At 68.0% G+C, this 26,084-nt stretch carries 27 protein-coding genes and 1 pseudogene; 19 read left to right on the forward strand and 9 right to left on the reverse strand.

Annotated elements, in window-relative coordinates; genetic code table 11:
* Window positions 1-6: 6 nt before the first annotated feature.
* Window positions 7-549, reverse strand: coding sequence for a gamma carbonic anhydrase family protein (locus tag AB4Y92_RS18245; RefSeq protein ID WP_057944941.1), 543 nt, complete (start codon window positions 547-549; stop codon window positions 7-9).
* Window positions 550-666: 117 nt separating this feature from the next.
* A complete protein-coding gene (locus AB4Y92_RS18250; protein WP_441820949.1) occupies window positions 667-2,022 on the reverse strand; it encodes a HEAT repeat domain-containing protein in 1,356 nt (451 codons plus the stop codon).
* 224 nt (window positions 2,023-2,246) lie between these two features.
* Between AB4Y92_RS18250 and AB4Y92_RS18255 the strand changes: the two genes are divergently transcribed.
* From AB4Y92_RS18255 to xth, 3 genes are all read left to right on the forward strand, one after another.
* Window positions 2,247-3,674 (forward strand): coniferyl aldehyde dehydrogenase, encoded by a 1,428-nt coding sequence (locus AB4Y92_RS18255; RefSeq protein WP_441820950.1) that lies wholly within the window; start codon window positions 2,247-2,249, stop codon window positions 3,672-3,674.
* 73 nt (window positions 3,675-3,747) lie between these two features.
* Window positions 3,748-4,407 (forward strand): hypothetical protein, encoded by a 660-nt coding sequence (locus AB4Y92_RS18260; protein WP_441820951.1) that lies wholly within the window; start codon window positions 3,748-3,750, stop codon window positions 4,405-4,407.
* Window positions 4,408-4,477: 70 nt separating this feature from the next.
* On the forward strand, window positions 4,478-5,248 hold the full coding sequence (gene xth, locus AB4Y92_RS18265; protein WP_441820952.1) for an exodeoxyribonuclease III: 771 nt from the start codon (window positions 4,478-4,480) through the stop codon (window positions 5,246-5,248).
* A gap of 250 nt (window positions 5,249-5,498) precedes the next feature.
* Here xth and AB4Y92_RS18270 read toward each other — a convergent pair whose 3' ends face one another.
* Together AB4Y92_RS18270 and AB4Y92_RS18275 are read right to left on the reverse strand one after the other, a co-directional pair.
* Window positions 5,499-5,780: a GlsB/YeaQ/YmgE family stress response membrane protein gene (locus AB4Y92_RS18270; protein WP_441820953.1), complete on the reverse strand. Its 282-nt coding sequence runs from the start codon at window positions 5,778-5,780 to the stop codon at window positions 5,499-5,501.
* A gap of 375 nt (window positions 5,781-6,155) precedes the next feature.
* Window positions 6,156-7,442 (reverse strand): AMP-binding protein, encoded by a 1,287-nt coding sequence (locus AB4Y92_RS18275; RefSeq protein ID WP_441820973.1) that lies wholly within the window; start codon window positions 7,440-7,442, stop codon window positions 6,156-6,158.
* Window positions 7,443-7,742: 300 nt separating this feature from the next.
* Here AB4Y92_RS18275 and AB4Y92_RS18280 point away from each other — a divergent pair, with 300 nt between their 5' ends.
* From AB4Y92_RS18280 to AB4Y92_RS18320, 9 genes are all read left to right on the forward strand, one after another.
* Entirely contained in the window at window positions 7,743-8,339 is a 597-nt protein-coding gene (locus tag AB4Y92_RS18280) for a 4'-phosphopantetheinyl transferase family protein (RefSeq protein ID WP_441820954.1), read from the forward strand.
* 208 nt (window positions 8,340-8,547) lie between these two features.
* On the forward strand, window positions 8,548-9,213 hold the full coding sequence (gene rsmG, locus AB4Y92_RS18285; protein WP_441820955.1) for a 16S rRNA (guanine(527)-N(7))-methyltransferase RsmG: 666 nt from the start codon (window positions 8,548-8,550) through the stop codon (window positions 9,211-9,213).
* Window positions 9,214-9,415: 202 nt separating this feature from the next.
* Entirely contained in the window at window positions 9,416-10,234 is an 819-nt protein-coding gene (locus AB4Y92_RS18290) for a ParA family protein (RefSeq protein WP_057944948.1), read from the forward strand.
* On the forward strand, window positions 10,231-11,148 hold the full coding sequence (locus AB4Y92_RS18295; protein WP_057944949.1) for a ParB/RepB/Spo0J family partition protein: 918 nt from the start codon (window positions 10,231-10,233) through the stop codon (window positions 11,146-11,148). Before AB4Y92_RS18290 ends, AB4Y92_RS18295 begins: the two co-directional genes overlap by 4 nt.
* A 16-nt stretch (window positions 11,149-11,164) precedes the next feature.
* Window positions 11,165-11,620 (forward strand): DUF4279 domain-containing protein, encoded by a 456-nt coding sequence (locus tag AB4Y92_RS18300; RefSeq protein ID WP_441820956.1) that lies wholly within the window; start codon window positions 11,165-11,167, stop codon window positions 11,618-11,620.
* A 210-nt stretch (window positions 11,621-11,830) separates the two neighbouring features.
* On the forward strand, window positions 11,831-12,262 hold the full coding sequence (locus tag AB4Y92_RS18305; protein WP_148649123.1) for a hypothetical protein: 432 nt from the start codon (window positions 11,831-11,833) through the stop codon (window positions 12,260-12,262).
* A 178-nt stretch (window positions 12,263-12,440) separates the two neighbouring features.
* Complete coding sequence (locus AB4Y92_RS18310) at window positions 12,441-13,406, forward strand: NAD-dependent epimerase/dehydratase family protein (RefSeq protein WP_441820957.1); 966 nt, start codon at window positions 12,441-12,443, stop codon at window positions 13,404-13,406.
* 371 nt (window positions 13,407-13,777) lie between these two features.
* The gene (locus AB4Y92_RS18315; protein ID WP_441820958.1) at window positions 13,778-14,503 is read left to right on the forward strand and encodes a glycosyltransferase family 2 protein; all 726 of its coding nucleotides are present in this window, start codon (window positions 13,778-13,780) and stop codon (window positions 14,501-14,503) included.
* Window positions 14,504-14,513: 10 nt separating this feature from the next.
* The gene (locus AB4Y92_RS18320; protein WP_441820959.1) at window positions 14,514-14,849 is read left to right on the forward strand and encodes a lipid-A-disaccharide synthase N-terminal domain-containing protein; all 336 of its coding nucleotides are present in this window, start codon (window positions 14,514-14,516) and stop codon (window positions 14,847-14,849) included.
* A 21-nt stretch (window positions 14,850-14,870) separates the two neighbouring features.
* On the opposite strand, the gene AB4Y92_RS18325 is transcribed toward AB4Y92_RS18320, so the two are convergent.
* Window positions 14,871-15,266, reverse strand: a complete 396-nt coding sequence (locus tag AB4Y92_RS18325) for a GFA family protein (protein WP_441820960.1) — start codon at window positions 15,264-15,266, stop codon at window positions 14,871-14,873.
* A 320-nt stretch (window positions 15,267-15,586) separates the two neighbouring features.
* On the opposite strand from AB4Y92_RS18325, the gene rpmB reads away from it, so the two are divergent.
* A complete protein-coding gene (gene rpmB / locus AB4Y92_RS18330; RefSeq protein WP_057916198.1) occupies window positions 15,587-15,823 on the forward strand; it encodes a 50S ribosomal protein L28 in 237 nt (78 codons plus the stop codon).
* Between the two features lie 13 nt (window positions 15,824-15,836).
* Window positions 15,837-16,001, forward strand: coding sequence for a 50S ribosomal protein L33 (gene rpmG, locus AB4Y92_RS18335; RefSeq protein WP_031370656.1), 165 nt, complete (start codon window positions 15,837-15,839; stop codon window positions 15,999-16,001).
* Between the two features lie 946 nt (window positions 16,002-16,947).
* Here rpmG and AB4Y92_RS18340 read toward each other — a convergent pair.
* Complete coding sequence (locus AB4Y92_RS18340) at window positions 16,948-18,192, reverse strand: trypsin-like serine peptidase (RefSeq protein ID WP_441820961.1); 1,245 nt, start codon at window positions 18,190-18,192, stop codon at window positions 16,948-16,950.
* A 248-nt stretch (window positions 18,193-18,440) separates the two neighbouring features.
* Between AB4Y92_RS18340 and AB4Y92_RS18345 the strand changes: the two genes are divergently transcribed.
* From AB4Y92_RS18345 to AB4Y92_RS18360, 4 genes are all read left to right on the forward strand, one after another.
* Window positions 18,441-18,713: a hypothetical protein gene (locus tag AB4Y92_RS18345; protein WP_441820962.1), complete on the forward strand. Its 273-nt coding sequence runs from the start codon at window positions 18,441-18,443 to the stop codon at window positions 18,711-18,713.
* A gap of 352 nt (window positions 18,714-19,065) precedes the next feature.
* Window positions 19,066-22,545, forward strand: coding sequence for a PAS domain-containing hybrid sensor histidine kinase/response regulator (locus AB4Y92_RS18350; protein WP_441820963.1), 3,480 nt, complete (start codon window positions 19,066-19,068; stop codon window positions 22,543-22,545).
* 151 nt (window positions 22,546-22,696) lie between these two features.
* Complete coding sequence (locus AB4Y92_RS18355; RefSeq protein WP_441820964.1) at window positions 22,697-23,650, forward strand: hypothetical protein; 954 nt, start codon at window positions 22,697-22,699, stop codon at window positions 23,648-23,650.
* A gap of 40 nt (window positions 23,651-23,690) precedes the next feature.
* Window positions 23,691-24,044, forward strand: coding sequence for a hypothetical protein (locus AB4Y92_RS18360; protein ID WP_441820965.1), 354 nt, complete (start codon window positions 23,691-23,693; stop codon window positions 24,042-24,044).
* Between the two features lie 49 nt (window positions 24,045-24,093).
* Here AB4Y92_RS18360 and AB4Y92_RS18365 read toward each other — a convergent pair whose 3' ends face one another.
* Together AB4Y92_RS18365 and AB4Y92_RS18370 are read right to left on the reverse strand one after the other, a co-directional pair.
* Entirely contained in the window at window positions 24,094-24,585 is a 492-nt protein-coding gene (locus tag AB4Y92_RS18365; protein WP_441820966.1) for a hypothetical protein, read from the reverse strand.
* Window positions 24,586-24,763: 178 nt separating this feature from the next.
* Window positions 24,764-25,432, reverse strand: a complete 669-nt coding sequence (locus AB4Y92_RS18370) for a response regulator transcription factor (RefSeq protein ID WP_057944961.1) — start codon at window positions 25,430-25,432, stop codon at window positions 24,764-24,766.
* Window positions 25,433-25,568: 136 nt separating this feature from the next.
* Between AB4Y92_RS18370 and AB4Y92_RS18375 the strand changes: the two genes are divergently transcribed.
* Window positions 25,569-25,934, forward strand: a complete 366-nt coding sequence (locus tag AB4Y92_RS18375) for an endonuclease domain-containing protein (RefSeq protein ID WP_441820967.1) — start codon at window positions 25,569-25,571, stop codon at window positions 25,932-25,934.
* Between the two features lie 53 nt (window positions 25,935-25,987).
* Here the strand turns inward: AB4Y92_RS18375 and AB4Y92_RS18380 are convergent.
* A pseudogene (locus tag AB4Y92_RS18380) lies at window positions 25,988-26,084 on the reverse strand (IS1595 family transposase); the annotation flags it as partial.

Raw genomic sequence — 26,084 nt, forward strand, 5'->3', positions numbered from 1 at the left:
GCCTGACTAGCCCGACAACATGCCCAGGTAGCGGTCCTTGAGGCGGACATAGTGCTGCGCGCTGTATTGCAGTTGCTCGATCTCGCGCTCGCTCAGGCGGCGCGCCAGCCGGGCCGGATTGCCGACCCACAGCTCGCCCTCGCCGACCACCTTGCCCGGCGCGATCACCGCGCCGGCGCCGACGAAGCCGAAGCGCATGATCCGGGCGCCGTCGAGAATCTTCGCGCCCATTCCGATCAGGGCGAACTCATCCACGGTGCAGGCGTGGATGATGGCGCCGTGGCCGACGGTCACGTCGTTGGCGATCACCGTCGGCAGCCCGCCGGGGCGGGTGAACGGGCCTTCGTGGGTGACGTGGACGATGCTGCCGTCCTGGATGTTGGTGCGCGCGCCGATGGCGATCGAATTGACGTCGCCGCGGACCACGCAGCCGGGCCAGATCGAGACGTCGTCGGCCAGGGTGACCGCACCGATGATGGTGGCGGCGGGATCGACGTAAACGCGTTCGCCGAGGGTGGGGAAACTGTCGAGATAGGGGCGCAGGCTCATGCGGGCATTGTAAGCGGTGCGCGCGGCGAACAGCCGCGGCGGCGCGGTTTGGGCTCAGCCGGCAAGGCGGCCGATGCGCCGCGGCGGTCGAACGGCCGGCGCCCGCGGCGCGGCCGTTCAACCGTCCAGGCAGCGCCGCGCGGCATCGCGCACGCGCGGGTCCGGGTCGGCCAGGGCGGCTTCGACCGCCGCGTGCCAGGGCCGCGCATCGGACCTCCAGTCGCTCAGGCCCAGGACCGAAAACCAGCGCACCTCGGGATCGTCGTCCCGGCCGATGCGCTCGGCCAGCGCCGGCAGGATGCGCTCGCCGGCGCGCGCGCCGAGGCCGCGCTCGCTCAGCACGATGGCCGCGTGCCGGCGCACGAACGGAAAGCGCGAACGCAGTCCGCGCAGTGCTTCGTCGATGTCCTGCGCGCGCAGGGTGCCGTATCCGCTGCCGGGCTTGAGGATTTCCAGCGCCTGCGCCGCGGTTCGCGCCGGCCCGGCGAGCAGGCGCTCCAGCACCGCGTAATCGAGCCGGCAGCGGCTGCCGTCGCGCGGATGCCGGTACGGCGCGCACAGGCCTTCGAGCGCCGGGGTGCCGGCGCCGCGTTCGAGCTGGGCGAACAACCAGTCGTTGTCGCCCAGCAGCGCCAGCGAACGCGCCGCCCAGGCGCGCGCGGAGTCTTCGCCGCGTTCGCCCGCCTGCCGCCGCAAGGCTTCGACAACTTTCGTCGTGGCTTCGCCGATGCGTCCGAGCAGCATCGCAGCGCGCCAGTCGCATGCGTCCGCGCGCAAGCGCGCGAGCAATGCCGGCACCGCCGCGGCGCCGATCGCACACCAGCGCTCGTCGATTTCTTCCCAGCCCAGCAGACTGTCGTGGCGTCGCGCCAGTTCGACCAGAGCCTCGGCGCGCGCCGACGGCGCCAGCGCCTCGATGCGCGCGCGTTCTCGCTCGATCGCCAGTTGCTCGGGAAACAAGCGCGTGAAGACCGGCTCATCCAGACATTGACGCAGCAAGGTTTCGGCGTGCTCTTCGTCGTGCACGAACACGACGAACAGCGGCGCCCGCATCGGCAGCGCGGCGAGCGCCTCGGCGATCCTGCGACAGGCCGCGACCAGCGCCTGCAACCAGCGCCGTTCGCTGTCCAGCCACTGCTCGCGGCTAGCGTCGCGGGCGTGGCGATCGAGCCGCGCGGCCCACTCGCACAGGGCCGGGCCGGCGAAGTCGAGCTCCGGCCATTGCCAGTCCGGCGGATTCCAGGCCTCGCTGTGGAATTCGCGCGGCGGATCGCTCATCGGCGTGTCGCGGCCGAGCGCCTGCAGGCTGTTGGCGGCCAGCGACGGCAAATAGATCGGCCCGTCGAGTTCGCGGTACGCGCCGTACAGCGCGGCCGCATAGAAGGCCTGCTCGGGATGGCGGGCGAACAATGTGCGCAGCGCCGCCGTCGCATCGGCGACGAGGCAGTCTTCGACGGCGTTCCAATCGATCAACGGCGGCTCCCGCGTCCGGCTGTGGCGCGCAGCCTGCCCGAGCGGCGGGCGGTTCGGCCAGTGGCCGCTGTCATCGTCCGCCCATGCGCGGCGCAAACCGGAACATGGGCGTGCGATCGACTCGCGCCCGCGCCGCACAACGGCCGCCGTCGCCCCCTTGCTTGGCCTCTCGCGCCCCGTCGCCGGCACACTTCCGTGCCGCCGGGACGACTACACTGCCGCGTATGGACATTCTCGCCGACACCCCGATCGCCGACCTTGCCGCCACCCGCGAGCGCCTGCGCGCCGCCTGGCAGGCGCGCAAGCCCGATTACGCCCAGCGCCGCGCCGATCTGATCCGCCTGCGCGACGTATTCCGCGAGCGCGGCCCGGAAATGGACGCGGCGATCCGCGGCGACTTCGGCCATCGCTCCAGCCACGAGAACCTGTTGTCCGAAGTCATGATCACCCAGGCCGAGATCGACCACGCGCTCGGCCGCCTGCGGAGCTGGATGCGCCCGCGCGGCGCGTCGGTGGGCTGGCGCTTCTGGCCGGCGCGCGCGGAGATCCGGCCCGAACCGGTCGGCGTGGTCGGCATCCTGTCGCCGTGGAATTACCCGGTGAACCTGGCCCTGGTGCCGTTGGTGTCGGCGATCGCCGCCGGCAATCACGTCTATCTGAAGCCGTCCGAACACACCCCGCGCGTCGCACGATTCCTGCGCGAATTGCTGGCCGAAGTATTCCCGGAAGACCGCGTGGCCGTGGCGATCGGCGGGCCCGAGGTCGGCGCGGCGTTTTCCGCGCTGCCGCTCGACCATCTGCTGTTCACCGGTTCGACCGCGGTCGGGCGCAAGGTCATGGCCGCGGCCGCGCCCAACCTCACCCCGGTCACGCTGGAACTGGGCGGCAAGGCGCCGGCGCTGATCTGCGCCGACTATCCGATCGAACAGGCCGCCGCGCGCATCGCCAGCGGCAAGTGGTTCAACGCTGGACAGACCTGCATCGGCGTGGACTATGTGCTGGTCGATGCGGCGCGCCGCGACGAACTGGTCGCCGCGCTGCTGCGGCAATTGCAGCAGCGCTACGGCGATCTGGTGGAGCCGCGCGACTACACCCGCATCATCAACGCCAGCCAGTACGCGCGGTTGTCGAGTTACCTCGACGATGCGCGCACGCGCGGCCTGCGCATCGAAGAGCCCTTCGCCGGCACCGCCCCGCGCGAGCAGCGCGAAGCCGAACGCATCTTCCCGCCGGCGCTGGTGATCGAACCGGGCATGGACGCGCTGGTGATGCAGCACGAAATCTTCGGGCCGATCCTGCCGATCCTGAGCTACCGCACGCTCGATGAAGCCATCGCCCGCATCAATGCGCTCGACCGTCCGCTGGCGCTGTATCCGTTTGGCCACGATTCGGCGCAGATCGAAAAGATCCTGACCCAGACCCTGTCCGGCGGCGTCACCGTCAACGACACCCTGCTGCATTTCGGCGCCCACGACCTGCCCTTCGGCGGCATCGGTCCCAGCGGCATCGGCGCCATCCACGGCCGCAACGGCTTCGATACTTTCAGCAAGCTGCTGCCGGTGTTCTATCAGCGCTCCAAGGCCGGCAGCGACATGATCAAGCCACCGTACCGGGGCAAGATCGACGCGATGATCCGCTGGCTGGCGAAGTGAGCGGCGGCGGATAAGCTGTCGCGCCGGGCCGATGCAGCGTTCGATCCGGACTTACCCATCAGCGAAGGCCCCGATGAACTTCCCAGCCTTTCTTGTCGCGGCCGCCTGCCCTGCCGTGCTCGCCGCTTCGCTCGCGGCCGGTGCGGCCGAACCCGTCCGGGTGCCGTCCGACATCGAGCTCAGGCGCGGCGCGAACGACGTCGTGGCGAAAGTGGACAAGTGCCGTATCCGCCTGAAGATCGACGATGGCGACTATTTCTGGACCTCGCCTTCGTCCGCCGACGCGGTGTTCTACCGGCCATCCGGAAAATTCTCCCGCGCCAACGCGCCGTACCTTCAGAAGCTGGATGTGGAGACGTACTCCGGCGTGTACTGGGACTACATAAAACCCAGGCCGCACGCTGAGCCCTGGTTCGGCCTGCGCTGCACGGCCAGCACTACCGAGCCGACTACCTATGTGGACGCCAACTGCCCGGCGCGGAAGAACGGCGGCGTCTGGGTGCTGACCGAGGCGGCGGCGCGGTTGCCCAAGGCCGCGATCGAGCCGATCGCAGGCAAGGGCTGGGACGGGTTCGTGGTGTCGTTCGAATCCAAAACCCCGGGACTGCGCTCGCTGACCTTCTGCGCCGTGGGCGCGAACACGCTGATGGGGCAGGCGAGCTACCCCAGCAGGCGGAAACACAGCCTGGAGTCGATCAAGCGGGTGCTGCGGACGCTCGAATTCGTCGATTGAACCCGCCGGCCGAGACCGCGGCCCCCGTCCGTGTGCCGACATCGCGCCGCCCTGCGGCTACACTTCGCCCATGAAAATCGTCAGCTGGAACGTCAACTCCCTCAACGTGCGCCTGCCGCATCTGGAACAGTGGCTGGCCGGGTTCGCGCCCGATGTGGTCGCGCTGCAGGAAACCAAGCTCGAAGACAGCCGCTTCCCGGACACCGCGCTGATCGGCGCCGGCTACCGCAGCGTGTTCGCCGGGCAGAAGACCTACAACGGCGTGGCGATCCTCTCGCGCGAAAGCGCGCAGGACGTGCAGATCGGCATCCCCGGGTTCGAGGACGAGCAAAAGCGCGTGATCGCCGCGACCGTGGGCGGCGTGCGCATCGTCAACCTCTACGTGGTCAACGGCCAGGACGTGGGCACGGACAAGTACGCCTACAAACTGCGCTGGCTCGATGCGGTGCATGCCTGGGTCGCGCAGGAAATCCAGCAGCATCCGGACCTGATCGTGCTCGGCGATTTCAATATCGCGCCCGAAGCGCGCGATACCCACGACCCGGCGGTGTGGAACGAGAACCACATCCTCACCTCCACCGCCGAGCGCGACGCGCTGCAGCGCCTGCTCGCGCTGGGCCTGCACGACGCCTATCGCCTGCATAACCAGGAAGACGGCCAGTTTTCGTGGTGGGATTACCGTCAGGCCGGCTTCCGCCGCAACCTCGGCCTGCGCATCGACCTGACCCTGATCTCCGAATCGCTGCGCGCGCGTTGCGTGGCCGCCGGCATCGACCGCGAACCGCGCACCTGGGATCGTCCGAGCGATCATGCGCCGGCGTGGGTGGAGTTGGCGGGCTGATTGATCGGGAATCGGGATTCGGGATTCGGGATTCGGGATTCGGGATTCGCAAGATTCTGCGTAAGCCGCGAGGTCTTTTGTGGGAGGGGCTTCAGCCCCGATGCCTTTCGATCAGCTGCTGCGATCGGAACGGAAAGCATCGGGGCTGAAGCCCCTCCTACAATAAAACCTGATCCCTCTCACGACAAAGGCCCGGCTTGCGCCGGGCCTTCGCTTTTTCGCGTATCGATGCCGGATCGCTAAGCCGCGATCAACGCACCCGTCCGCGACGGAACAGATTCACGATCGCCAGCAGCACCACCGCGCCGACCAGCGACAGCAGCAGTCCGGACAGATTGAACGCGCCGCTGTTGATGGTGCCGCCGCCGATGCCGGCCACGCCGCCGAGCCAACCGCCGAGGAACGAACCGACGATGCCGACGATGATGTTGAGGAAGATGCCCTGCTGACCGTCGGTCCTCATGATCATGCTGGCGATCCAGCCGATGACGCCGCCTACGACAAGCCAGATGATTAAGCCGGTAATGTTCATGCGCGTTCTCCTGACGATTCCTGATGAATACATACAGCGATCGTGTGCCTGTACGCACTATCGATCGCTGTCCCCTGAACGGGCGACGCAGTCAGTCTGGAGCGTGCTACGTGATGGCAACGTCGAAGTGCGCATTGGCGATCCGTGAAGAAACGCACGGCTTTTCATGCAGATGAACAAGCTGTGATTTGGCGGGCTTCGACCTCGTTGCAAGAATGAAAAATCGTTGCGGGAATGAAAAACCCGAACGCGTTTCGCTTCTGCATCATGGCGACGGCCGCGCGCGGCGCGACGCAGCGATGAGCGTGAAGAAGATCGCCGATGCCGCGCGAGGAAGGCCGCGACGCGGATGAACCGTTCACTCGCGCAACCGCCTCACTCTTGCGAATGCAGCATCGCTTCCAAGGCATGCCGCGGCAACTTGCCGGTTTCGTTGCGCGGCAACGCGCTCACGCAGCGCAGCGGGCGCGGCAGGAACACCGGGTCGATGCTCTGCCGCAGCGCGTGCAGGATCTGCGCTTCGCTCAAGCCCGGCGCGACCGCCAGCGCGGCGATGCGACGCACGCCGAAATGGTCGGCGGCATCGAGCTGAAACACCACGCCGTCGCGCACGCCGTCGATGGCGAGCAGCTTGCGGGTTAGATCGCCAAGCGAAGCGCGCTTGCCGGCGATCTCCAGCAGATCGGCGCTGCGACCGCGCAGCACGAAACGGCCGTCGGCCTCGACTTCCATCAGATCGGCCAGCACCACCGGTTCGGGCAGATGCGGCGCGTGGATCGCGGTGCCGTCGGGCTGCGGACACACGCGCACGCCGGGCAGCGGCGTCCACGCCTCTTCCAGCGCGGTGCGACGGCGCGCGAACACGCAGGTCTCGGTGGAGCCGAACACTTCGCGCACTTCGCAGCGGTAACGCGCTTCGGCGGCCTGGGCCAGCTCCACCGGCAGCGGCGCGGTGGCCGAGACGATGCCGGCCAGCGCCGGCAGTTCGACGCCGGATTCGACCAGCGCGCGCAGATGCACCGGCGTGGTCACCAGCAGCGGCGGCGTATCCGCATCGCTCAGGGCGCGGGCGACATCGCCTGGAAAAAACGGCCGATGCGCATGCACCGCGACCGGCCCGAGCAGCGGCAGCAGCACCGACATCTCCATGCCGTACATATGCTGCGGCGGCACGGTCGCGACCAGCGGAGTGATCTCGCCGACGCGCAGCAAGTCCTGCAGCGCGGCCAGGTTCTGCGCGGTGCTGGTGCGGAACGCGTTCCAGGTCTTGTGATTGGGCTTGGGCTGGCCGGTGCTGCCGGAGGTGAAGCCGATCGCCAGCAAGGCCTGCGCATCGACCTGCAGCGGTTCGCCCTCGGCCTGCTCCAGCGTGTCGGCCAGGCGCAGATAGCGCGGCGGCGTCGGGTCCAGCGGCAGATCGCCGATGCAGTAGCTGTCCGGATAACGCACCAGCACGTCGTCGATCACCGCCGGGGCGCGCGAGGACGGCAGCAGATTGGCCTGTCCGCGCAGCGCCACCGCGCACAGCGCGACCAGGAAGCGATAGCGGTTCTCGCACAGATTCACCGCGCACGCGGCCTGCGGCAGGCGGGCGGCCAGCGCACGTACTTCGCGTTCGAAGCGCGCGCGTTCGATCCGCGGCCCGCCGCCGAAGGCGAGCATGCGTCCGGGCGCGCCGGCGACCAGATCGAACCACTGCGCGGTGCGCGCTAGACCCTGGCTGAGCGGAACCTGGCTCGGATCGATAACCGCTGACATCAATATGGTTTCCCGCGGCCGCGGCCGCTTTCATTGCCTGCAACTTGCCCGGCTCCGCCTGATCGCAGGCTGACGGCCGTCGCGGCCGCCCAGCTCCACTTCAGGAACGGTGTCACGCCCCCGCGTGCACACCTCGAACGAACCCGGTCCCCAGGCGTTTAGCTTACGCTGACTGGGCCGCCACCCGCCAAGCCGCCCTCGTTCATGTCCCTGTCCGCTCGTTCACCTTCGTCCGCCGCCGCGTCCGGCGACGCGGCGCCGCGCTGGGTCTGGCTGCCGCACCCGCACGGCGCGCCGGCCGAGCCGCAGGCGCGCGGCTGGCTCGCCGGGCAACTGGACGATGCCGGGCTGACGCTGTCGCGCGACGATCGCCAGCGCCCGCACCTGGACCCGCCGCACCAGGACTACGACTGCAACTGGAGCCACAGCGGCGAGCATCTGCTGGTCGCGCTGGCGTATCGCGCCCAGGTCGGCGTGGACCTGGAGCGGCTGCATCGGCGGCCGCGCGCGGTCGAGATCGCCCAGCGCTATTTCACCGCGCCCGAAGCGCAGTGGCTGGCCGCGCACGGCGATCGCGACCTCGCCTTCCTGCGCCTGTGGTGCGCGAAGGAAGCGGTGTTGAAGGCGCACGGGCACGGGCTGTCGTACGGCCTGGACAAGCTGCGGTTCGAGGAACGCGGCGAGGGCCTGGTGTTGGTCGAATGCGATCCCGGGCTCGGGATGCCGCAGCAATGGCGGTTTTGCGAGATCGAGCCGGCGCCGGGATATCTGGGTGCGTTGGCGTGGCGGCCTTGGGGTTGATGGGCTTGCTGCGGTTTCGTCGCAGGTGGGGTTCGGGTCTGGGCTGAAGCTCCCTCCCACAAAAGATTCCGAGCGCACGCAGACCCTCCGGTAGCGCCGCCCCTGTTCGCTGCGCAATTACCGATGTCTTTTGTGGGAGGGAGCTTCAGCCCCGACCCAAGCCGCGGCACAACTCCAGCCACCCGCGCCATCGGCGATAATCGCCGCAATGAATACCCCCGTCTCCCTCCCGCCCGGGCTGCGCACCGAGCTCGAAGCCGGCCTGTCCGCGCTCGCCCTCGACCCGGCCCTGTCCGCGCCGCTGCTGGACTACCTGGCCCTGCTCGCGCGCTGGAACCGCACCTACAACCTCACCGCGGTGCGCGATCCGCAGGACATGGTCGGCAAGCACCTGCTCGATTCGCTGGCCATGCACCGCTATGTCGATGCGCTGGCCGCGCGCGGCGGCGCTCTGGCCGACCTGGGCACGGGCGCCGGCCTGCCCGGCATTCCGCTGGCGATCGTCAAGCCCGGCCTGCGCGTGACCCTGGTCGAAAGCGCCGGCAAGAAGGCCCGCTTCATGCGCGAGGCGCTGCGTCAGCTCGGCCTGAAGGACGCGCGCGTGGCCGAATCGCGGATCGAGGCCTTCGCCGAACCCGGCGCCTACGACGCCATCACCGCGCGCGCCCTGGCCACCTTGCCGCTGATCCTGGAACTCGGCGGCCACCTGCTCAAGACCGGCGGCGTGCTGCTGGCGATGAAGGGCCAGCGCCCGGACGAGGAAATCGCCGCGCTGCCGCAAGGCTGGGAAGTCCGCGCGCTCGAGCCGATGACCGTGCCCGGGCTGGCCGCCGAGCGCCACATGGTCGTGATCGGCCGCCAGGGCGAAGGCTGAGCCGCCACTGCGGCGGGCCTGCGACCATACGCCGGGCCGCGCAACCGTCTGTCTCGCGGCGCGGCGGCGCCCGCCCACCCGGCCGCGAGCCCGCGTCAAGCGCGAGGCAGCCGGCGCGGGCATAATCCCCAGTCCGGTCGGCGCCTGGCGCCGGACGCCGTCGTTACTCAATTCACTCCGCAACAAGCAGGGGACGAGCCGCATGGCCCGCATCATCGCCGTCGCCAATCAAAAAGGCGGGGTCGGCAAGACCACCACCGCGGTCAACCTGGCCGCCGCGCTCGCACGCACGCCCAAGCGGGTGCTGCTGGTCGATCTGGACCCGCAAGGCAACGCCACGATGGGCAGCGGCGTGGATAAGCGCCAGCTGGAAGACACGGTCTGCGACGTCCTGCTCGGCGAAGCCGACGCCGCCGCGACCATCGTGCGCGCGCCGGAAGACTTCGACCTGCTGCCGGCCAACATCGACCTGACCGCGGCCGAAATCAGCCTGATGAACCAGGACGCGCGCGAGCAGCGGCTCAAGCGCGCGCTGGCGCCGCTGCGCGGCAACTACGACTACATCCTGATCGACTGCCCGCCGGCGCTGTCGCTGCTGACCTTGAACGCGCTGACCGCGGCCGATTCGATCATCGTGCCGATGCAGTGCGAGTACTACGCCCTGGAAGGCCTGAGCGCGCTGGTCGATACCATCGAGGCGCTCAAGGCCAACCTGAATCCTTCACTGGAAATCGAGGGCGTGTTGCGCACCATGTTCGACGTGCGCAACAACCTCGCCAATGCCGTGTCGGCCGACCTGACCACCCACTTCGGTGACCGCGTGTTCCGCACCATCGTGCCGCGCAACGTGCGCCTGGCCGAAGCACCCAGCTACGGCCAGAGCATCGTCGGCTACGACAAGACCAGCCGCGGCGGCATCGCCTACCTGGGTCTGGCCGGCGAAGTGCTGCGCCGCCAGCGCGAACGCGAACAGGCCGCCAAAGCCGCCAAGACCGCCGTGGGCGCGGAGACCCCTGCATGAGCAACCCCGCCAAGAAGCGCGGCCTGGGCCGCGGCCTGGAAGCCCTGCTCGGCCCGAAAGCCGCCGCCGAGGCGCCGACCCTGGTCGAAGCCCAGCCCGGCGACATGCTGCGCAACTTGCCGGTCGATTCGCTGAGCGCCGGCAAGTACCAGCCGCGCAAGCACTGGGACGAAGCCAAGCTGGCCGAGCTGGCCGAATCGATCAAGGCCCAGGGCGTGATCCAGCCCATCGTGGTCCGCGAGATCGGCGAAAAGGGCGGCAAGACTTACGAAATCATCGCCGGCGAACGCCGTTGGCGCGCCTCGCGCCTGGCCGGGCTGGCGGAAATCCCGGTGGTCATCCGCGAAGTCGATGACCGCACCGTGGTGGCGATGGCGCTGATCGAGAACATCCAGCGCGAAGACCTCAACCCGCTGGAAGAAGCCACCGCGCTGCAGCGGCTGATCGACGAATTCGACCTTACCCACGCCCAGGCCGCCGAAGCGGTCGGCCGTTCGCGCGCGGCGGTGTCCAACCTGCTGCGCCTGCTGGAACTGCCGGGCGAGATCCGCGTCCTGGTCGAGACCCGCGCCCTGGAAATGGGCCACGCCCGCGCCCTGCTGACCCTGCAGCCGCAAGCGGCGATCGCGCTGGCGCGCCAGGCCGCCGAACTGGGCTGGTCGGTGCGCGACGTCGAACACCGCGTGCAGCAGCTGGCCGCCGGCAAGATCCCGGTGTCGGGCAAGGCCAAGCCGGTCAAGGCCAAGCCGCAGGCCGACATCGCCACGCTCGAGCGCGAGCTGTCGGAATCGCTCAACACCAAGGTCAACGTCCTGCATGGCCGCGGCGGCAAGGGCCGGCTGGTGATCCACTACACCGACCTGGATTCGCTGGACGGGGTGCTGGAGCGGTTGCGCGGCAAGGTCGACGCCTGACCCGCATCCCGGCCGCGTGCATCCCTACCGCTACCGCGTTTCGTTGAGCCTGAGCCATCCCGACGCCGACTTGCGCGAACTGGGCGAGGCTCTGGACGTCCGCCCCGCCCGCGCTGTCAGAGCCGGCGATCCGCGCGTCACCCCGAAAGGCACACTGCTGCCGGGTGCGTACCGCGAATCGAGCTGGAGCGGCGACCTCACTCCCGAAGCCGATGCCCAGGCCTCGGACGACGAGCATCTGGAAACCTTCCTGGAAGCGCAGCTCGACCGTCTGGCCAGACACTCCGACCGGCTGCGCGCCTTCCGCGACGACGGCGGGCAGGCCAGGTTCTTCATCGGCCTGTTCTGCGATGCCAACACCGGGCTGGTGCTGTCGCCGGCCCTGATGGCCAAGGCCGCCGCGCTGGGGATCGAGCTCGGATTCGATATTTATCCGCCGGACCCGCCCGGCACCGGCGACACTCCGGCTTGAGCACCGGCTCGATTCTTTCCCACTAGCCTGAGCGCACCGCCGCTAGGCGGGCCGGAAAACGACCGTCCTGTGACGATTCGCGCCGGCGGGATTGGGGTAATCCACTAAACTTGTGCATTCGCTTTCGCTGAACACGCCTGCCGGGCCTTCCCGGCCGGGTCGAAGCGTCGTCGCCGCACTACGAACCACACCACTAAGAAGGAGATACACATGAAATGGATGGCCGCCGCCGCATTGATGCTGGCACCGGTTATGGCTTGGGCGCAGACCGGGTCGTGCCCGGAACTGAAGAATCCCGAGTTGAAGTGGAATCAGCGCCAAGGCGCCAACTACACGATCTGCTACCTCGAACTGCCCAACAGCCTGGGCACGGGCACCGGTTTCGGCGTCTACCTGGGCACCCGCACCTTCAAGCCGGCCAAGAAGGCCCGCGCCGAGAAGGGCAGCGTGGGCAGCCAACAGGTGCAGTGGTTCACCAAGCAAACCGTCAACAACCTGCGTCCGTACTCGCGCGAAACCCTGGTCAACCTGCCGGGCGAAAAGCCCAAGAGCAAGGTCAAGGTCTACGTGTGGATCGACGCGGCCACCGCCGAGCAGCTCAACGAGGGCTTCGCCCTGGCCAAGCAGGTGGCGGTGCAGTAATCCCGCCGCCGCAGCGCGCGCCGGGCGGACGCCGCCCGGAAGCGCGCACGCGGCCCAGGCCAGCGTGTTTTCCGCGCACGCCGCAGGGCACCGGGCGGATTTTCCGCGTGCGCATCGACGCGAAACCGGAACACGAATTAGGCGACACTTTGCGCCTCATCAGCCGACTCCACTTCGAATGACCATCCTAGTCACCGGCGCAGCCGGCTTCATCGGCGCCAACGTCTGCCGCGCCCTGCGCGCGCAAGGCCGCGCGGTCGTCGGCCTGGACAACTACAACGACTACTACGATCCGCAGATCAAGCGCGACCGCGTGGCCGCGCTATGCGCGGACGTGGATATCCGCGCGCTGGATCTGGGCGATCGCGACGGCCTGGCCGCGCTGTTCGACGAGTTCGCCTTCGAGCGCGTGGTGCACCTGGCCGCGCAGGCCGGCGTGCGTTACTCGCTGACCAATCCGCATGCCTACGTGGACAGCAATCTGGTCGGCTTCGTCAATCTGCTGGAGCTGTGCCGCCATCGCGGCGTGCAGCACCTGGCGTATGCGAGTTCGTCCTCGGTGTACGGCGATTCGGCCACGCCGCCGTTCTCGGAAGACCAGCGCATCGACCAGCCGCGCTCGCTGTACGCGGCGACCAAGGCCGCCAACGAATTGATGGCGCACACCTACGCGCATCTGTACGGACTGCGCGCCACCGGCCTGCGCTTCTTCACCGTCTACGGGCCGTGGGGCCGGCCGGACATGGCGCCGCTGCTGTTCTCGCGCGCGGTGCTGGCGGGCCGGCCGATCGACGTGTTCAACCACGGCAAGATGCGCCGCGACTTCACCTACATCGACGACATCGTCGCCGGGGTGATCGGCGCGCTCGACCATCCGCCCGAGTCCGACCCGCCGCATCGGGTGTTCAACCTGGGCAACCACACCCCGGTCGAGCTGGAGCGGTTCATCGAGGTCATCGCCGACGCCGCCGGCCGCCCGGCGCAGAAGGTCTACAAGCCGATGCAGCCCGGCGACATGGTCGAGACCATGGCTGACACCTCACGCGCTCAGGCCGCGTTCGGCTTCGAGCCGGCGACGACGATCGAGGTCGGATTGCCGCGCGTGGTCGAATGGTGCCGGAGCTATTTCGGCGACAATGCCTGACGTTTCAGTCGTATAGTGCGGGTAAATCGATAATTCGCCGATGTTCTCCACCCGCCGGTCGCCGTGGGCGGGCGGCGAAATCAGCGATCGCCCCGCGCCGACATCCCGCCGACATCGGCTCATTCATGGTCCGGCGTCCCGAACCCGCCTCCGGGCCGTTCACTCAGACACACCAGAAGCTTAAGCTGCGCGTGTTTTTTGCAGCTCTTGTGACGTTTGTCGTCTGGGCACGCTTTAACACTTTGTAATCCGCTGTCGCCCCAGGACGGGCTCGCCTCGATGCGACCCGGCCCGGCTTCGCCGCCGCGTTCATCACCCCGCGCCGACACGGCCTCGGGCGCAAATACCCGTATTACTCGCGAGCTTCATTCATGACGCAAACCCCCCAGTTGTCCGTCGTGGTCCCGGTATTCAACGAACAGGACAACGTCGCCCCCTTGGTCCAGGAGATCGTCACCGCCCTGCGCGGCGTGGCCGATTTCGAGATCGTCTACATCGACGACCACTCGCGCGACGGCACCCTGGCCGCGCTGGAAGCCCTGAAAGCCGGCGTGCCTGAACTGCGCGTGCTGCACCACGTCACCCAGAGCGGGCAGAGCACGGCGGTGCGCAACGGCGTCAAGGCCGCGCGCGGCGCCTGGATCGCGACCCTGGACGGCGACGGCCAGAACGATCCGGCCGACATCCCCAAGCTGCTGGCCAAGCGCGCCGAATCCGGCCCCGAGGTCAAGCTGTTCGCCGGCTGGCGGGTCAACCGCCAGGACTCGGGCAGCAAGCGCTGGGCGTCGAAGTGGGCCAACGCGATCCGCAGCCGCATGCTGCGCGACGACACCCCCGACACCGGCTGCGGCATCAAGCTGTTCGAGCGCGCCGCGTTCATGGAACTGCCTTACTTCGACCACATGCACCGCTACCTGCCGGCGCTGATGCAGCGCGCCGGCTGGAAGACCCTGAGCGTGCCGGTCAACCACCGCCAGCGCAGCACCGGCGTGTCCAAGTACAACAACCTCAATCGCGCCCTGGTCGGCATCAGCGACCTGCGCGGAGTGGCATGGCTGATCCGCCGCGGCAAGCTCACCCAGATCGTCGAACGCTGAGGCCGCCGCCATGGACTTCATGAATTCGCCGATCGAGTGGCTGGCCTGGACCGGCCTGCACATGTCGCCGTGGAAGCTGATCGGCCTGATCGGCGCGCTGATGTTCGGCGGCCGCTGGCTGGTGCAGTTCATCGCCAGCAAGCGCCACGGCAAGCCGGTGATCCCGCGCGCGTTCTGGTACATGAGCCTGGTCGGCAGCGTGATGACGCTGAGCTACTTCGTGTTCTCGCAGAAGCAGGACTCGGTGGGCGTCATCCAGAACCTGTTCCCGGCCTTCACCGCTGCCTACAGCCTGTACCTGGACATCAAGCACCGCGGCTGGCGCCGCGATCGCGCCAGCCACTGAGGCGCGGGCCGGGCACCGGGATCAGTCGAGGATCTCGCAGCCTTCCGGCATCCGGATCCAGCCCGAGCGCCTGTCGTCGTAGACCGACACCCACGGCGGCGGGAAGTCCGGCTCGGCGAAGGCGCCGACCGCGATGGTGACGAACGCTTCCAGACCTTCGGCCCGCCAATAGACGGTGGAGCCGCAGTTCGGGCAGAAGCCGAACCGGGCCGAACTGCCGCTGTCGCCTTGTCGCACGTATTCGCGCGACTCGCCCTGGATCGCTACCGCCTCGCGCGGGAACCGCGCCTGCCAGCCGAACGCGCTGCCGGTGCGGCGGCGGCAACACAGGCAGTGGCAGGCCGAGACCCGTACCGGATCGCCTTCGCAGGTCAGACTCAGTTGGCCGCAATCGCAGGATGCAGTGCGACGGATCATGCGGATCTCCTTGGCTGGGCTGGGAATGGATAAGGGGCTCGCGGCCCAGTTCGGGAGAATATCGCGGCTCTCCGCCCGGCCGCCGGGGTCGTGGCCGGCAAGTGCTTGTTCCGACTTGGATTTGCCGGCATAATGCGCGGCTCGCTGTGTCCGGCGGCCCTTAGGGGCATCACCGGGCGGCCCTCGGAAGCGCGATTCCGGGCCGCCACGTACGGCGAGAATCCTTACCTGTATCGCGCGGTGCCAGCCTTCGAAAGAACGCGGTGCCGGGGCCGCCGCCTCCCTGGCCAAGGGAAGCAAGACTCCTTTCGAGGTGCGTAATGTCCCGCGTATGCCAAGTAACGGGCAAGCGAACGACGACCGGCAACAACGTCTCGCATGCCATGAACAAGACCCGCCGCCGTTTCCTCCCCAACCTGCACGAGCGCCGCTTCTGGGTCGCCAGTGAGAACCGTTGGGTGAAGCTGCGCGTTTCCGCCCATGCCCTGCGCACCATCGACAAGAACGGTATCGATTCCGTCCTCGCCGAACTCCGCGCACGCGGCGAAAAGATCTGAGGAGGATCGAACCATGGCTTCCAAGCGCGACAAGATCCGCCTGATCTCGACGGCGAATACCGGTCATTTCTACACGACCGACAAGAACAAGAAGAACACCCCGGCGAAGATGGAGGTCAAGAAGTATGACCCCGTCGTTCGCAAGCACGTGATTTATAAGGAAGGCAAGATCAAGTGACACAATGGCGCGTTCGCGCTTAGCGCGAACGCCTTTGCCATTGCGTCATCCCCGCGAAAGCGGGGATCCAGCGCCTTTAGAAGAAACCCGCCTACTCGGCGGGTTTTTTTTGGCCTGAGATTTTGTGAGGTTTAGACACGCCGCGACGAATTGCATCGGCGTTGCGAACGAATACCCCGAACAAGCGCGCCACCGTTGCCCCCTTTGAAAAAGGGGCGGACGCCCGGCGACAGTTGATGTCTGGGCCGCCGCTGATGGCGCGGGGGATTTGCTTTGGCTTTGCGGTTGCGGGGAAGAGCAAAGGCTAATCCCCCCAGCCCCCCTTTTTCAAAGGGGGGAACAGCAACAGCAACGGCAATAGCGTCGGTGTGTGGTCGATTGTGGGATACGCCGCGACGGCTGCATCGACACGACGATCAAGCACGCCACCATTGCCCCCTTTGAAAAAGGGGGCGGCGCCCGGCGACAGTTGATGTCTGGACCGTCGCTGATGGCGCGGGGGATTTGCTTTGGCTTTGCGGTTGCGGGGAAGAGCAAAGGCAAATCCCCCCTGCCCCCCTTTTTCAAAGGGGGGAACAGCAACAGCAACGGCAATAGCGTCAGTGTGTGGTCGGTTGCGGGATATCCCGCGACGGCTGCATCGACACAACGATCAAGCGCGCAACCGTTGCCCCCTTTGAAAAAGGGGGCGGACGCCCGGCGACAGTTGATGTCAGGGCCGTCGCTGATGGCGCGGGGGATTTGCTTTGGCTTTGCGGATGCGGGGAAGAGCAAAAGCGAAATCCCCCTGCCCCCCTTTTTTAAAGGGGGGAACAGCAACGGCAACGGCAACGACGACGACGACGACGACGACGACGACAACAGCCACTTGTCGTTTGCCGCTTCCCAAAGCAAAAAAGAAACCCGCCCGAAGGCGGGTTTCTACGCATTGCCGAACCCGCCGACCTCAGGGAATCACACCCCCGAAATACGTCGAAACCTGCGGCCAGATCAGCGAAATCTTCGCGCCGGAATTGAAGCAGCCGCCGAAGTGATGCAAGGCGATCGCCTTGCCGGTGGAACGCGCGATCACCGGCGAGCCCGAGCTGCCGCCCTCGGTGTCGCAGTAATAACCCACGTCGCTGTTGGGCGCGTTGCCGGTCACGCTCGGCGCATCGACGCGGCATTTGCCGCCGCTGTTCTGGGTGTCGGCGACGCTGAGCTCCTTCATGCGTCCACCCGGATGGCCGGCGATGAAGATGCCTTCGTTGGCGGTCGCCGCGCGCACGTCCAGGCCCAATGAGCCGAAGCTCGAGATGTTCGCGAAGTTCTTCACCGTGAACAGCGTGTAGTCGAGCGTGGTGTCGGTCTTGAGCATCTGGTCGCCCGCGACCTTGGTCACCGTCGCCTGCGCGCCGGTACAGGTGCTGCGCTGGTAGTTGAACCAGAACTCCGCGCCGGCCACGCCCGCGGCGGTGCTGATGCAGTGGTTGTTGGTGAACATCCGGTTGCTCGAACTCACCCGCCACGCCGTGCACAGGCTGCCGCCGCTCATGACCGCGCGCGCGACCGGCTTGGAGCCGTTGAAGGCCTGCGTGTCGCTGGTGGCGTAACAGGCCGCGGCCTGCTTGTTGTCGGTGCCGCAGATCGACTTACCGCCGACCTGGGTGCCGAGCAGACCTTCGTTCTGCAACTCCGGCAGCATGTCCTCGGGATAGCCTTCCAGATAACGCGACACCTTCACGCCGTGATCGGCGCGCCACGGCTCGCGCGCGGTGCCGACCAGACGCAGCACCGCGACCGGGCCGCTGATCGACATCGCGGAGAAACTGGTCTTGCCGTCCTGGCCCAGATCGGCGGCGACGGTGTGCGGGCCCAGTTGCTGCGCGCTGTAGCGATACACCTCGCGGCCATCGGGGCTGGACACTTCCAGGCTCACGCCGGCCGGCAGCGAGAAGCGATCGAAGTGCACCTTGATGAAGGACGCGTCCGGGGTGCGGATCTCCACCGGCTTGGTGCCGGCGTCGTTGCCGGCGCGGCCGACGCGGCCGGATGGGGCGCCCAGTTGCAGGTCGATGCTGCGCTGCTCAGCGATCTTCAACGGCACCGGCGCGGCCGGTTCGGTCTGCGCGGCGGCGAGCGCCGGCAACGCCAGACACAGGGCGCCCAACAGCAGGGCCGGGGCGAACTGCTTGCACTGTCCATACTTCATACGGTGTTCCTCCTGGAACGGTGGCGGCGCGGTCGCAATCGAAACGGGCAAGCGCACGTGCGCGCACCGCGAACGCGGCGGCGAACGTGCATGGCGGTTGCATGCGCCGATGAGAGAGTTGGATTGCGCACCGACAGCGACGGCTGCCGTGCGCGGCGACACTGGCAAATGCGCGCGGCCGAAACCGTGATCGCAGTGGATTACGCCGCATCGATGACTGGAAGCTTGACCGCCGGCTCAGCTGAATCGTGCCGAAGGTGGGGCAAGTTCAGTCTGAGCGCTGCGCTGCGGGGTGGAACGCGTCGCTTCGCCACCAGCGTGCGTTGGCTTTTTCAGCCATCGCGAAGAGCGTTTTCGTTGGCGGTATACGCAAGATCGGCGAAATCGAAAACGACGTGCATATGCCATCACGCGCCATCCAATTGCACGAATCGCATCTCGCGCACTCGATGCGCATCCGTGATCTCGCCTTCGCGAAATTTTCCAGTGCTGCCGATCAGATACGCGCGCCGATTCCGTGATCGCTGATGAAGTAGCGAGGTAAGACACGGATGCGCGTTCGTCGCAGACCCAATCGCCCATCTCGCTCGCGACGAAACGCAGATACGCCGGGCCACTTCGCCTTGCGATGCCCGCGAAGGTGAAGACCACATCCGGCAGTCAAGCCGGCGCACCGCTTCGGCGTGGATCGAACCCGCGACGACGCAGCAGCCGCCGCCTCGCCCCGGGCGGCGCCTGCCCATCTCCACCCCGACCCATGGCCCGCTGCACCCGTCCGCGCCCACCTACCCAAAGGTCGAACCCCCGCCGCGGCCCCGCGCCTGACCCCAGGCCTTACACTCGGCCGACCTCCCACTCAAGCCTGAAACGCCCTTGATTCCCGGCTGGATCCTGCTGCTGGTATCGGCCGGCTACGTCGGCCTGCTGTTCGCGGTCGCCTACTACGGCGATCAGCGCGAACGCACGCCGCGCGCGCGCTGGCTGCGCACCGCGGTGTATTCGCTGGCGCTGGCGGTGTACTGCTCCTCGTGGACCTTCTACGGCGCGGTCGGCACCGCCGCGCGCACCGGGCTAGGGTTCCTGCCGATTTACCTCGGCCCGCTGCTGATGCTGCTGTTCGGCTGGCGCATCCTGGAGCGGCTGGTGCTGATCTCCGGCGAGCACCGCATCGTCTCCATCGCCGACTTCCTGTCCTCGCGCTACGGCCGCGCGCCGGGGCTGGCGGCGCTGGTCGCGGCGGTCGCGCTGACCGCGGCGGTGCCCTACGTCGCCCTGCAGTTCAAGGCGGTGGCGATGAGCGTGCAGGTATTGGCGGGGGTGCCGTCCGACGCCGGCCTGCTCGCCGATCCGGCCTTCTACGTGGCGATGATGCTGGCGGTGTTCGCGATCCTGTTCGGCACGCGCCGGGTCGATGCGACCGAACACCACCACGGCATGGTGCTGGCGGTGGCGCTGGAATCGCTGGTCAAGCTGATCGCCTTCATCGCCATCGGCGTGTTCGCGCTGATCCATCTGCCCGGCCTGGGCAACTACGCGCAGCGCGTCGAACAGGCCGCGCGTGTGGTGATGCAGCCCGGCCTGCCGGCCGGTTTCGTCACCCAGACCCTGCTCGCCTTCACCGCGATCATCTGCCTGCCGCGCCAGTTCCATGTCGCCGTGGTCGAATGCCAGGACCCCAACGACCTGCGCTCGGCGCGCTGGCTGTTCGGCGGTTATCTGGTGCTGATCAGCCTGCTGGTGGTGCCGATCACCTTGACCGGCCAGGCCATGCTCGGCGGCAGCGGCGTGTCGCCGGACACCTATGTGCTGGCGCTGCCGCTGCAGTTCGATCAGCAGGCGCTGGCGCTGATGGTCTACATCGGCGGGTTCTCGGCCGCGACCGGCATGGTCATCGTGTCTTCGGTCGCGCTGTCGACCATGGTCAGCAACGATCTGGTCATGCCGCTGCTGCTGCGCAGCGGCGTGCTGCACGAAGGCGCGCCGCACGAAAGCACCGGCATCGACCGGCAGGTGCTGTGGGTGCGCCGCATCACCATCGTGCTGCTGGCGCTGATGGCCTATGCCTATCACCGCGCCTCGATCGGCGCGAACGGTCTGGCCCAGCACGGCCTGCTCGCGTTCGCCGCGGTCGCGCAGTTCGCGCCGGCGCTGATCGGCGGGCTGTACTGGCGCGGCGCCAGTCGCGCTGGCGCGGTGTCGGGCTTGTTCGCCGGCACCGTGGTGTGGATCTACACCCTGCTGCTGCCGGCGCTGACGCGGATCGGCTGGCTGGACGAAGGCTGGCTCAGCAGCGGCCCGCTCGACATCCTGTGGCTGCGGCCGGAGCAGTTGTTCGGCCTGGTCGGTTGGGACGCGCTGACGCACGGCACGTTCTGGTCGCTGCTGTTCAATGTCGGCGCGTTCTTGTTCATCTCGGTGCGGCAACGCCCGCGCCTGCAGGAACAACTGCTGGCCGCGCCGTTCCTCGATCCCTACGTGCGCCGTCCCGCGCTCGGCCCGGGCGGCTGGGCCGGCGCGGTGCGCAGCGGCGAATTGCTGGCGCTGGCCGAACGCATCGTCGGCGAGCGTCATGCGCGGCGCGCGTTCGAGGACTACGCCCATCAGCAGGGCCGCGAATGGCAGCCCGAGCAACCGGCCGATCGCGCGCTGGCGCAGTTCACCGAGCGCTTGCTGGCCGCCGCGATCGGCGCGGCCTCCGCGCGCCTGACCCTGACCAGCGCGCTGCGCGGTTCGGGCATGGAACTGGGCGAAGTGGTGGCGCTGCTCGACGAGGCCAATCAGGAACTGCGCTTCAACCGCCAGGTGCTGTCGACCACGCTGGAGAACATCAGCCAGGGCGTCAGCGTGGTCGATCCGGAGATGCGGCTGGTGGCGTGGAATCGCCGCTATCAGGAATTGTTCGACTATCCCGACGGCATGCTCTACGTCGGCCGCCCGGTCAGCGACTTGCTGCGCTGGAACGCCGAACGCGGCGAAATGGGCCCCGGCCCGCTCGACGAAGACACCATCAACGAACTCGTGCGACGCCGCATCGCCCATCTGCGCGCCGGCGCGCCGCACGTGTTCGAGCGCGTGCGCAGTAACGGCCAGGTGATCGAACTGGTCGGCCGGCCGCTGCTGGGCGGCGGCTACGTCACCAGTTACAGCGACGTCACCGACTACAAGCGCGCCGAACAAGCGCTGCGCGAAGCCAACGAAACCCTGGAACAGCGGGTCGAACAGCGCACGCAGGAAGCCGAATCGGCGCAGCAATCCAAGACCCGCTTCCTCGCCGCGGTCAGCCACGATGTGCTGCAACCGCTCAACGCCGCGCGCCTGTTCACCACCGCGCTGCGCGAAAGCGACGACGCGCAGGAACAGCGGCGCCTGGCCGAACGCGTGGACGCCTCGCTGCGCGCGGCCGAAGACTTACTCGACGGCCTGCTCGACATCTCGCGCCTGGACGCCGGCGCGCTGCGGCCGGAACTGGCCGACCTGGACGCCGGCGAACTGCTGCGCGAACTGGCCGCGCAGTACGCCCCCAGCGCCGCCGGCCGCGGCCTGCAACTGCGCGTGCGCGCGCCGCTCAACACCATGCCGGTGCGCAGCGACCGGCGCCTGCTGCGCCGCGCCTTGCAGAACTTCCTCGCCAACGCCCTGCGCTACACCCGCGAAGGCGGCGTGCTGCTGGCCGCGCGCGCGCGTCCGGACCTGCAGCGCATCGAACTGCAGGTCTGGGACACCGGCCCGGGCATTCCCGAGCATCACCTGGAACAGATCTTCGACGAGTTCCGCCGCTTCGACCAACCCGGCATCGGCGGCGAACGCGGACTCGGCCTGGGACTGTCGATCTGCCAGCGCATCGCGCGCACGCTCGATCATCCGCTGCGGGTGCGTTCGCGCATCGGCCACGGCAGCGTGTTCTCGATCGCGGTGCCGTGCGGCGAACCGCCGCGCGAAGTCGCGGCCGAACCGGTCAACGCCACGCTCACCGATTCGCTGGCCGGGCTGCGCGTGCTGTGCATCGACAACGATCGCGAGATTCTCGACGGCATGCGCGCGCTGCTGGACCGATGGGGCGCGAGCGCGCTGTTGGCGGCGACGGTCGACGACGCGCTGGCCTTGCTCGATCAACATCCGGACGTGGCGCTGGTCGATTACCACCTGCACGACCGGCTCGACGGTCTGGCGATCATCGATGCGCTGCGCGAACGCCTGGGCATCGCACTGCCGGCCGCGCTGCTGACCGGCGACGGCAGCGACGCGCTCAAGCTCGCGGCGCGCGAACGCGGCTGCCGGGTGCTGACCAAGCCGATCAAGCCGGCCTCGCTGCGCGCCTTCCTCGCCGCGCAACGTCGGGCGGTGCAGGCCTGATCGGTTCGCGGATCGATCGCGATTTTGTGCGCTCGTACCGCGCGGCGACATCGGCGCGACACCGCAGCGCGACTAAAATCGGGCTCCCCCACTGGCTTGCGCGCGCGGCGCACGATGCGGCGCGCGCGAGTCTTCACAGGATGCTGCGGATATGAATAAACGGCGAAATCTTCCGGCTCGCGCGCTGGCGATGGGCTTCATCGCGGCGGCCGGCCTTGCCGGTGCGCCATCGAGCTTCGGCGCATCGCCTTTCCATGCCTACGACAACAGCCAGTACACCGGCGTCGATCTGGTCGGCGACGCCGGCCTGGTGAAGTCGAACATCCTCTACCAGTCCGAGCGTTGGGTTCAGTGCACTCGCAACAACCTGTTGCCGGACGAAGCGGAGTTCAAGCAAGCCGTGCGCGACAAGGCCGTCAATCCCGGGCCGATCGTGCTGGATTTCGAGAACATCTGGGTCAAGACCGCCGATCCGGCCGAAGCGAAAAAGCACTACCTCATCTGGCGCCAGTTGTTCATCTGGGCCAAGCAGGCGGCGCCGGACCGCGTCATCGGCGCCTACGATCTGCTGGGGCCCAACACCGACGGCTACCGCGATTGCGCGCGCGATCTGGCGCGCTACCAGGACGCGTTCTATCCGCACCTGTACACCGGCAAGGACCTGGACCAGCCGACCTGGGAGCGGCGCCTGGACAATCGCGTGGCCTCGGCGCGCAACATCGATCCGCAGTTGCCCTTGCTGCCCTACATCCGCCCGCAGATCGAATCCGGTTGCCCCACGCCCGACAGCACCTCGCCGTTCCTGTCGGCGCAGCGTTGGCGCCGGCAGCTCGATCAGCTCGGTGAGAAGGCCTCCGGCTTCGTCGTCTGGAGCCCGGTGAGTTGTTCGCACGATGTGCCGGTGGCGGATCGCGGCTGGATCGACGAAACCATCGGCTTCATGCAAACCGTCAGCCCCTCGCAGGCAAAGCCGCGGCCGCTGCAGATCGCGCCGGCGCTGAGCGTATGCGACGCCACGCCTGGCATGCCCGCACCGACGCCGACGCCCACGCCGCCGACCGAGCCGGCACCGGCTTATTGCGACGCGCTGCCGGGCCCCTACTGAGTGCGTCTGGTCGCGGCTAAAAACGACTAGAGTTGCGGCGATGACCCCGACCGTATTCATCGTCATCCTCGGCATCGCCGCGCTCGGCTGTTGGCTGATCGCGGCGGTGCGGCGGTCGTCGCGCGATCGCGGCGATACGCCGCTGGAGCCGCCGCTGTTCGAAGTCGATCCGCCGTGGCATGAGGTGTTGGGCGTACCCGAAGACGCGAGCCGCGAAGCCATCGATGCCGCGCATCAGGCCAAACGCGCGGAGTACCTGCCTGAGCGCGTCGCTCGTTTGCGCTCGGGACCGCGCAATGAAGCGCAGCGGCGGATCATGCAGATCGATCGCGCTTATGCGGCGGCGATGCGGGAGTTGGGGTTCGGGCGGCGGGACGAGGGCGGCGAGCGCTGAGCGGCCTCTGGCGCGGTGCTGACGGCGCGATGCATCGCGTTCGATGCGATCAAGCTTCCTGCCAACCGATCGACACACCGCTCGCCGATTGCTCGATATGGAATTCGAACGAGAAGCCGCCCGGATCGAGGGCGCCGCTGATCTCGATCACGCCCGGCCTGGGCTCTGCTTCGCGCAAGCCGCCGTGTGCGATCGCGGCGCGCAGGCGCTGCGCGTCGGCGGCGTTCCAATAGGTTTCCACTGTCGCGAGCACTCGCTCGATCGCGGCCTCGCGCGTTGGCGCCGGCGCGCCTTTCGCGTAGGTCAGGCTGACCCGCGTGCCCAGGTCCACGCAGCCGCCGTGCGTCACCTGCACGGTTTCGCCGTTGCGCAGGCGCCAGGTCGCGGTGCGTTCGGCCGGATCGAGCTTCGCGCCGCCGTGGCGCGCGGCCGCCTGTTGCAGGCGCTTGGCCAGGTAGGCCTGATTGAAGTCGCAGTCGGATGCGGCATCGGATGCGAAGCAGGCCAGCGGCAGAGCCAGCATCAGCAGTGCCGCGCTCAAACGCATCGCGTGTGTGGGCGATCCGCAGCTAAGGGCGGTCGCGATCTTCGAAGGGTTTTCGCTCATCGGGCCATCCGTGCGCGGCGATGGCTCAAGTCTGGGCCGGCGACCGCGCGGCGGCAATCGCCGGTATTGCGCGTTGGAGCAGCGCGGCCTTGCAGGCGCTACGTAGCGGCGATCAATCCGCCTCTTCCGGCGGCGGCACGATCGCCCCCGGGTCCAGCGCCAGGCGGCCGGCGATCAACACCGCCTGGGTGCGGTTGTTGGCGCCGAGCTTGCGCAGGATCGCGGTCACGTGCGCTTTCACCGTCGCCTCGGACACGCCCAGCTCATAGCCGATCTGCTTGTTGAGCAAACCCGCGCCGAGCATCTGCAGAACTCGGAACTGCTGCGGGGTGAGGTCGCGCAGGCGCTGCGCGGCGTCGTGTTCTTCCGCGTTGGCGGCCGGGGCGGCAAGCGCGGCCGCGGGCGCCCAGCGATCGCCGTCGAGCACGCGGGTCAGCGCCTCGCCCAGGGTGACCGCGTCGGCGGACTTGGGGATGAAGCCGACCGCGCCGTGATCGAGGGCGCGGCGCATGGTCGCCGGTTCCTCGCGCGCCGACACCACCACGATCGGCAACTGCGGGTGCAGCGCGCGCAGGTGCACCAGCGCGCTGAAGCCTTGCGCGCCGGGCATGTTGAGGTCGAGCAGGAGCAGATCGGCGTCGGATTCGGCTTCCACCAGCACGTACAGCGCATCGACGCTGTCGGCCTCGCGCAGCACCGCATCGGGCAGCACCCGCGCCACCGCGCCGCGCAAGGCTTCGCGGAACAGCGGGTGGTCGTCGGCGATCAGCAAAGTCGGCATGGGGGCGGGCCTGGTCGGTGGAGCATTGCCGCGGACGACGTGCATGGCGGATTTTTCCGTGTTTCAGAGAAATCTTATGCCCGTTCGGCGCGTCGCCCGCTATTGGACGATGGGTGAAGGCGGGTGAAATGCGGGTATGCGACCGTATGAACGACGTCTCAAAAATCCATCGCGGCGGTTGCGGGGCGCGATGAGCCGGGCCGAGCAGCGGCTTTGGTACCTGTTGCGACGCGGGCAGGTGTGCGGGGTGCGGTTTTATCGGCAAAAGCCGCTGCTGGGGTACATCGTGGATTTTTACGCACCGGCGGCGGGGCTGGTGGTCGAGGTGGACGGCTCGCAGCATCTGGGCGCGGAAGGGCTTGCGGCGGATGCGGTGCGCACCGCGGCGCTGAATGCGCTGGGGCTGGAGGTGCTGCGGTTCGACAATCTGCAGGCGCTCAATGAGACGGCTGCGGTTATGGAGGTGATCTTTGGGGTGGTTTCTCGGCGGGTTCGGGGTTAAGAGCAAATCCCCCCTGCCCCCCTTTTTTAAGGGTCTTAGGAAGCAAACGCCCCTCAGAGGGGGTTGGATCGTAGCAACTTAAGGGTCGCCCGATAGAGGTCGTCGTGGCGATGGTTGAAGCGAAACTCGCACTCCTTGAGGTGCAGGTAG

This window comes from Lysobacter sp. TAB13, assembly GCF_052113885.1.
Classification (GTDB): domain Bacteria; phylum Pseudomonadota; class Gammaproteobacteria; order Xanthomonadales; family Xanthomonadaceae; genus Lysobacter; species Lysobacter gummosus.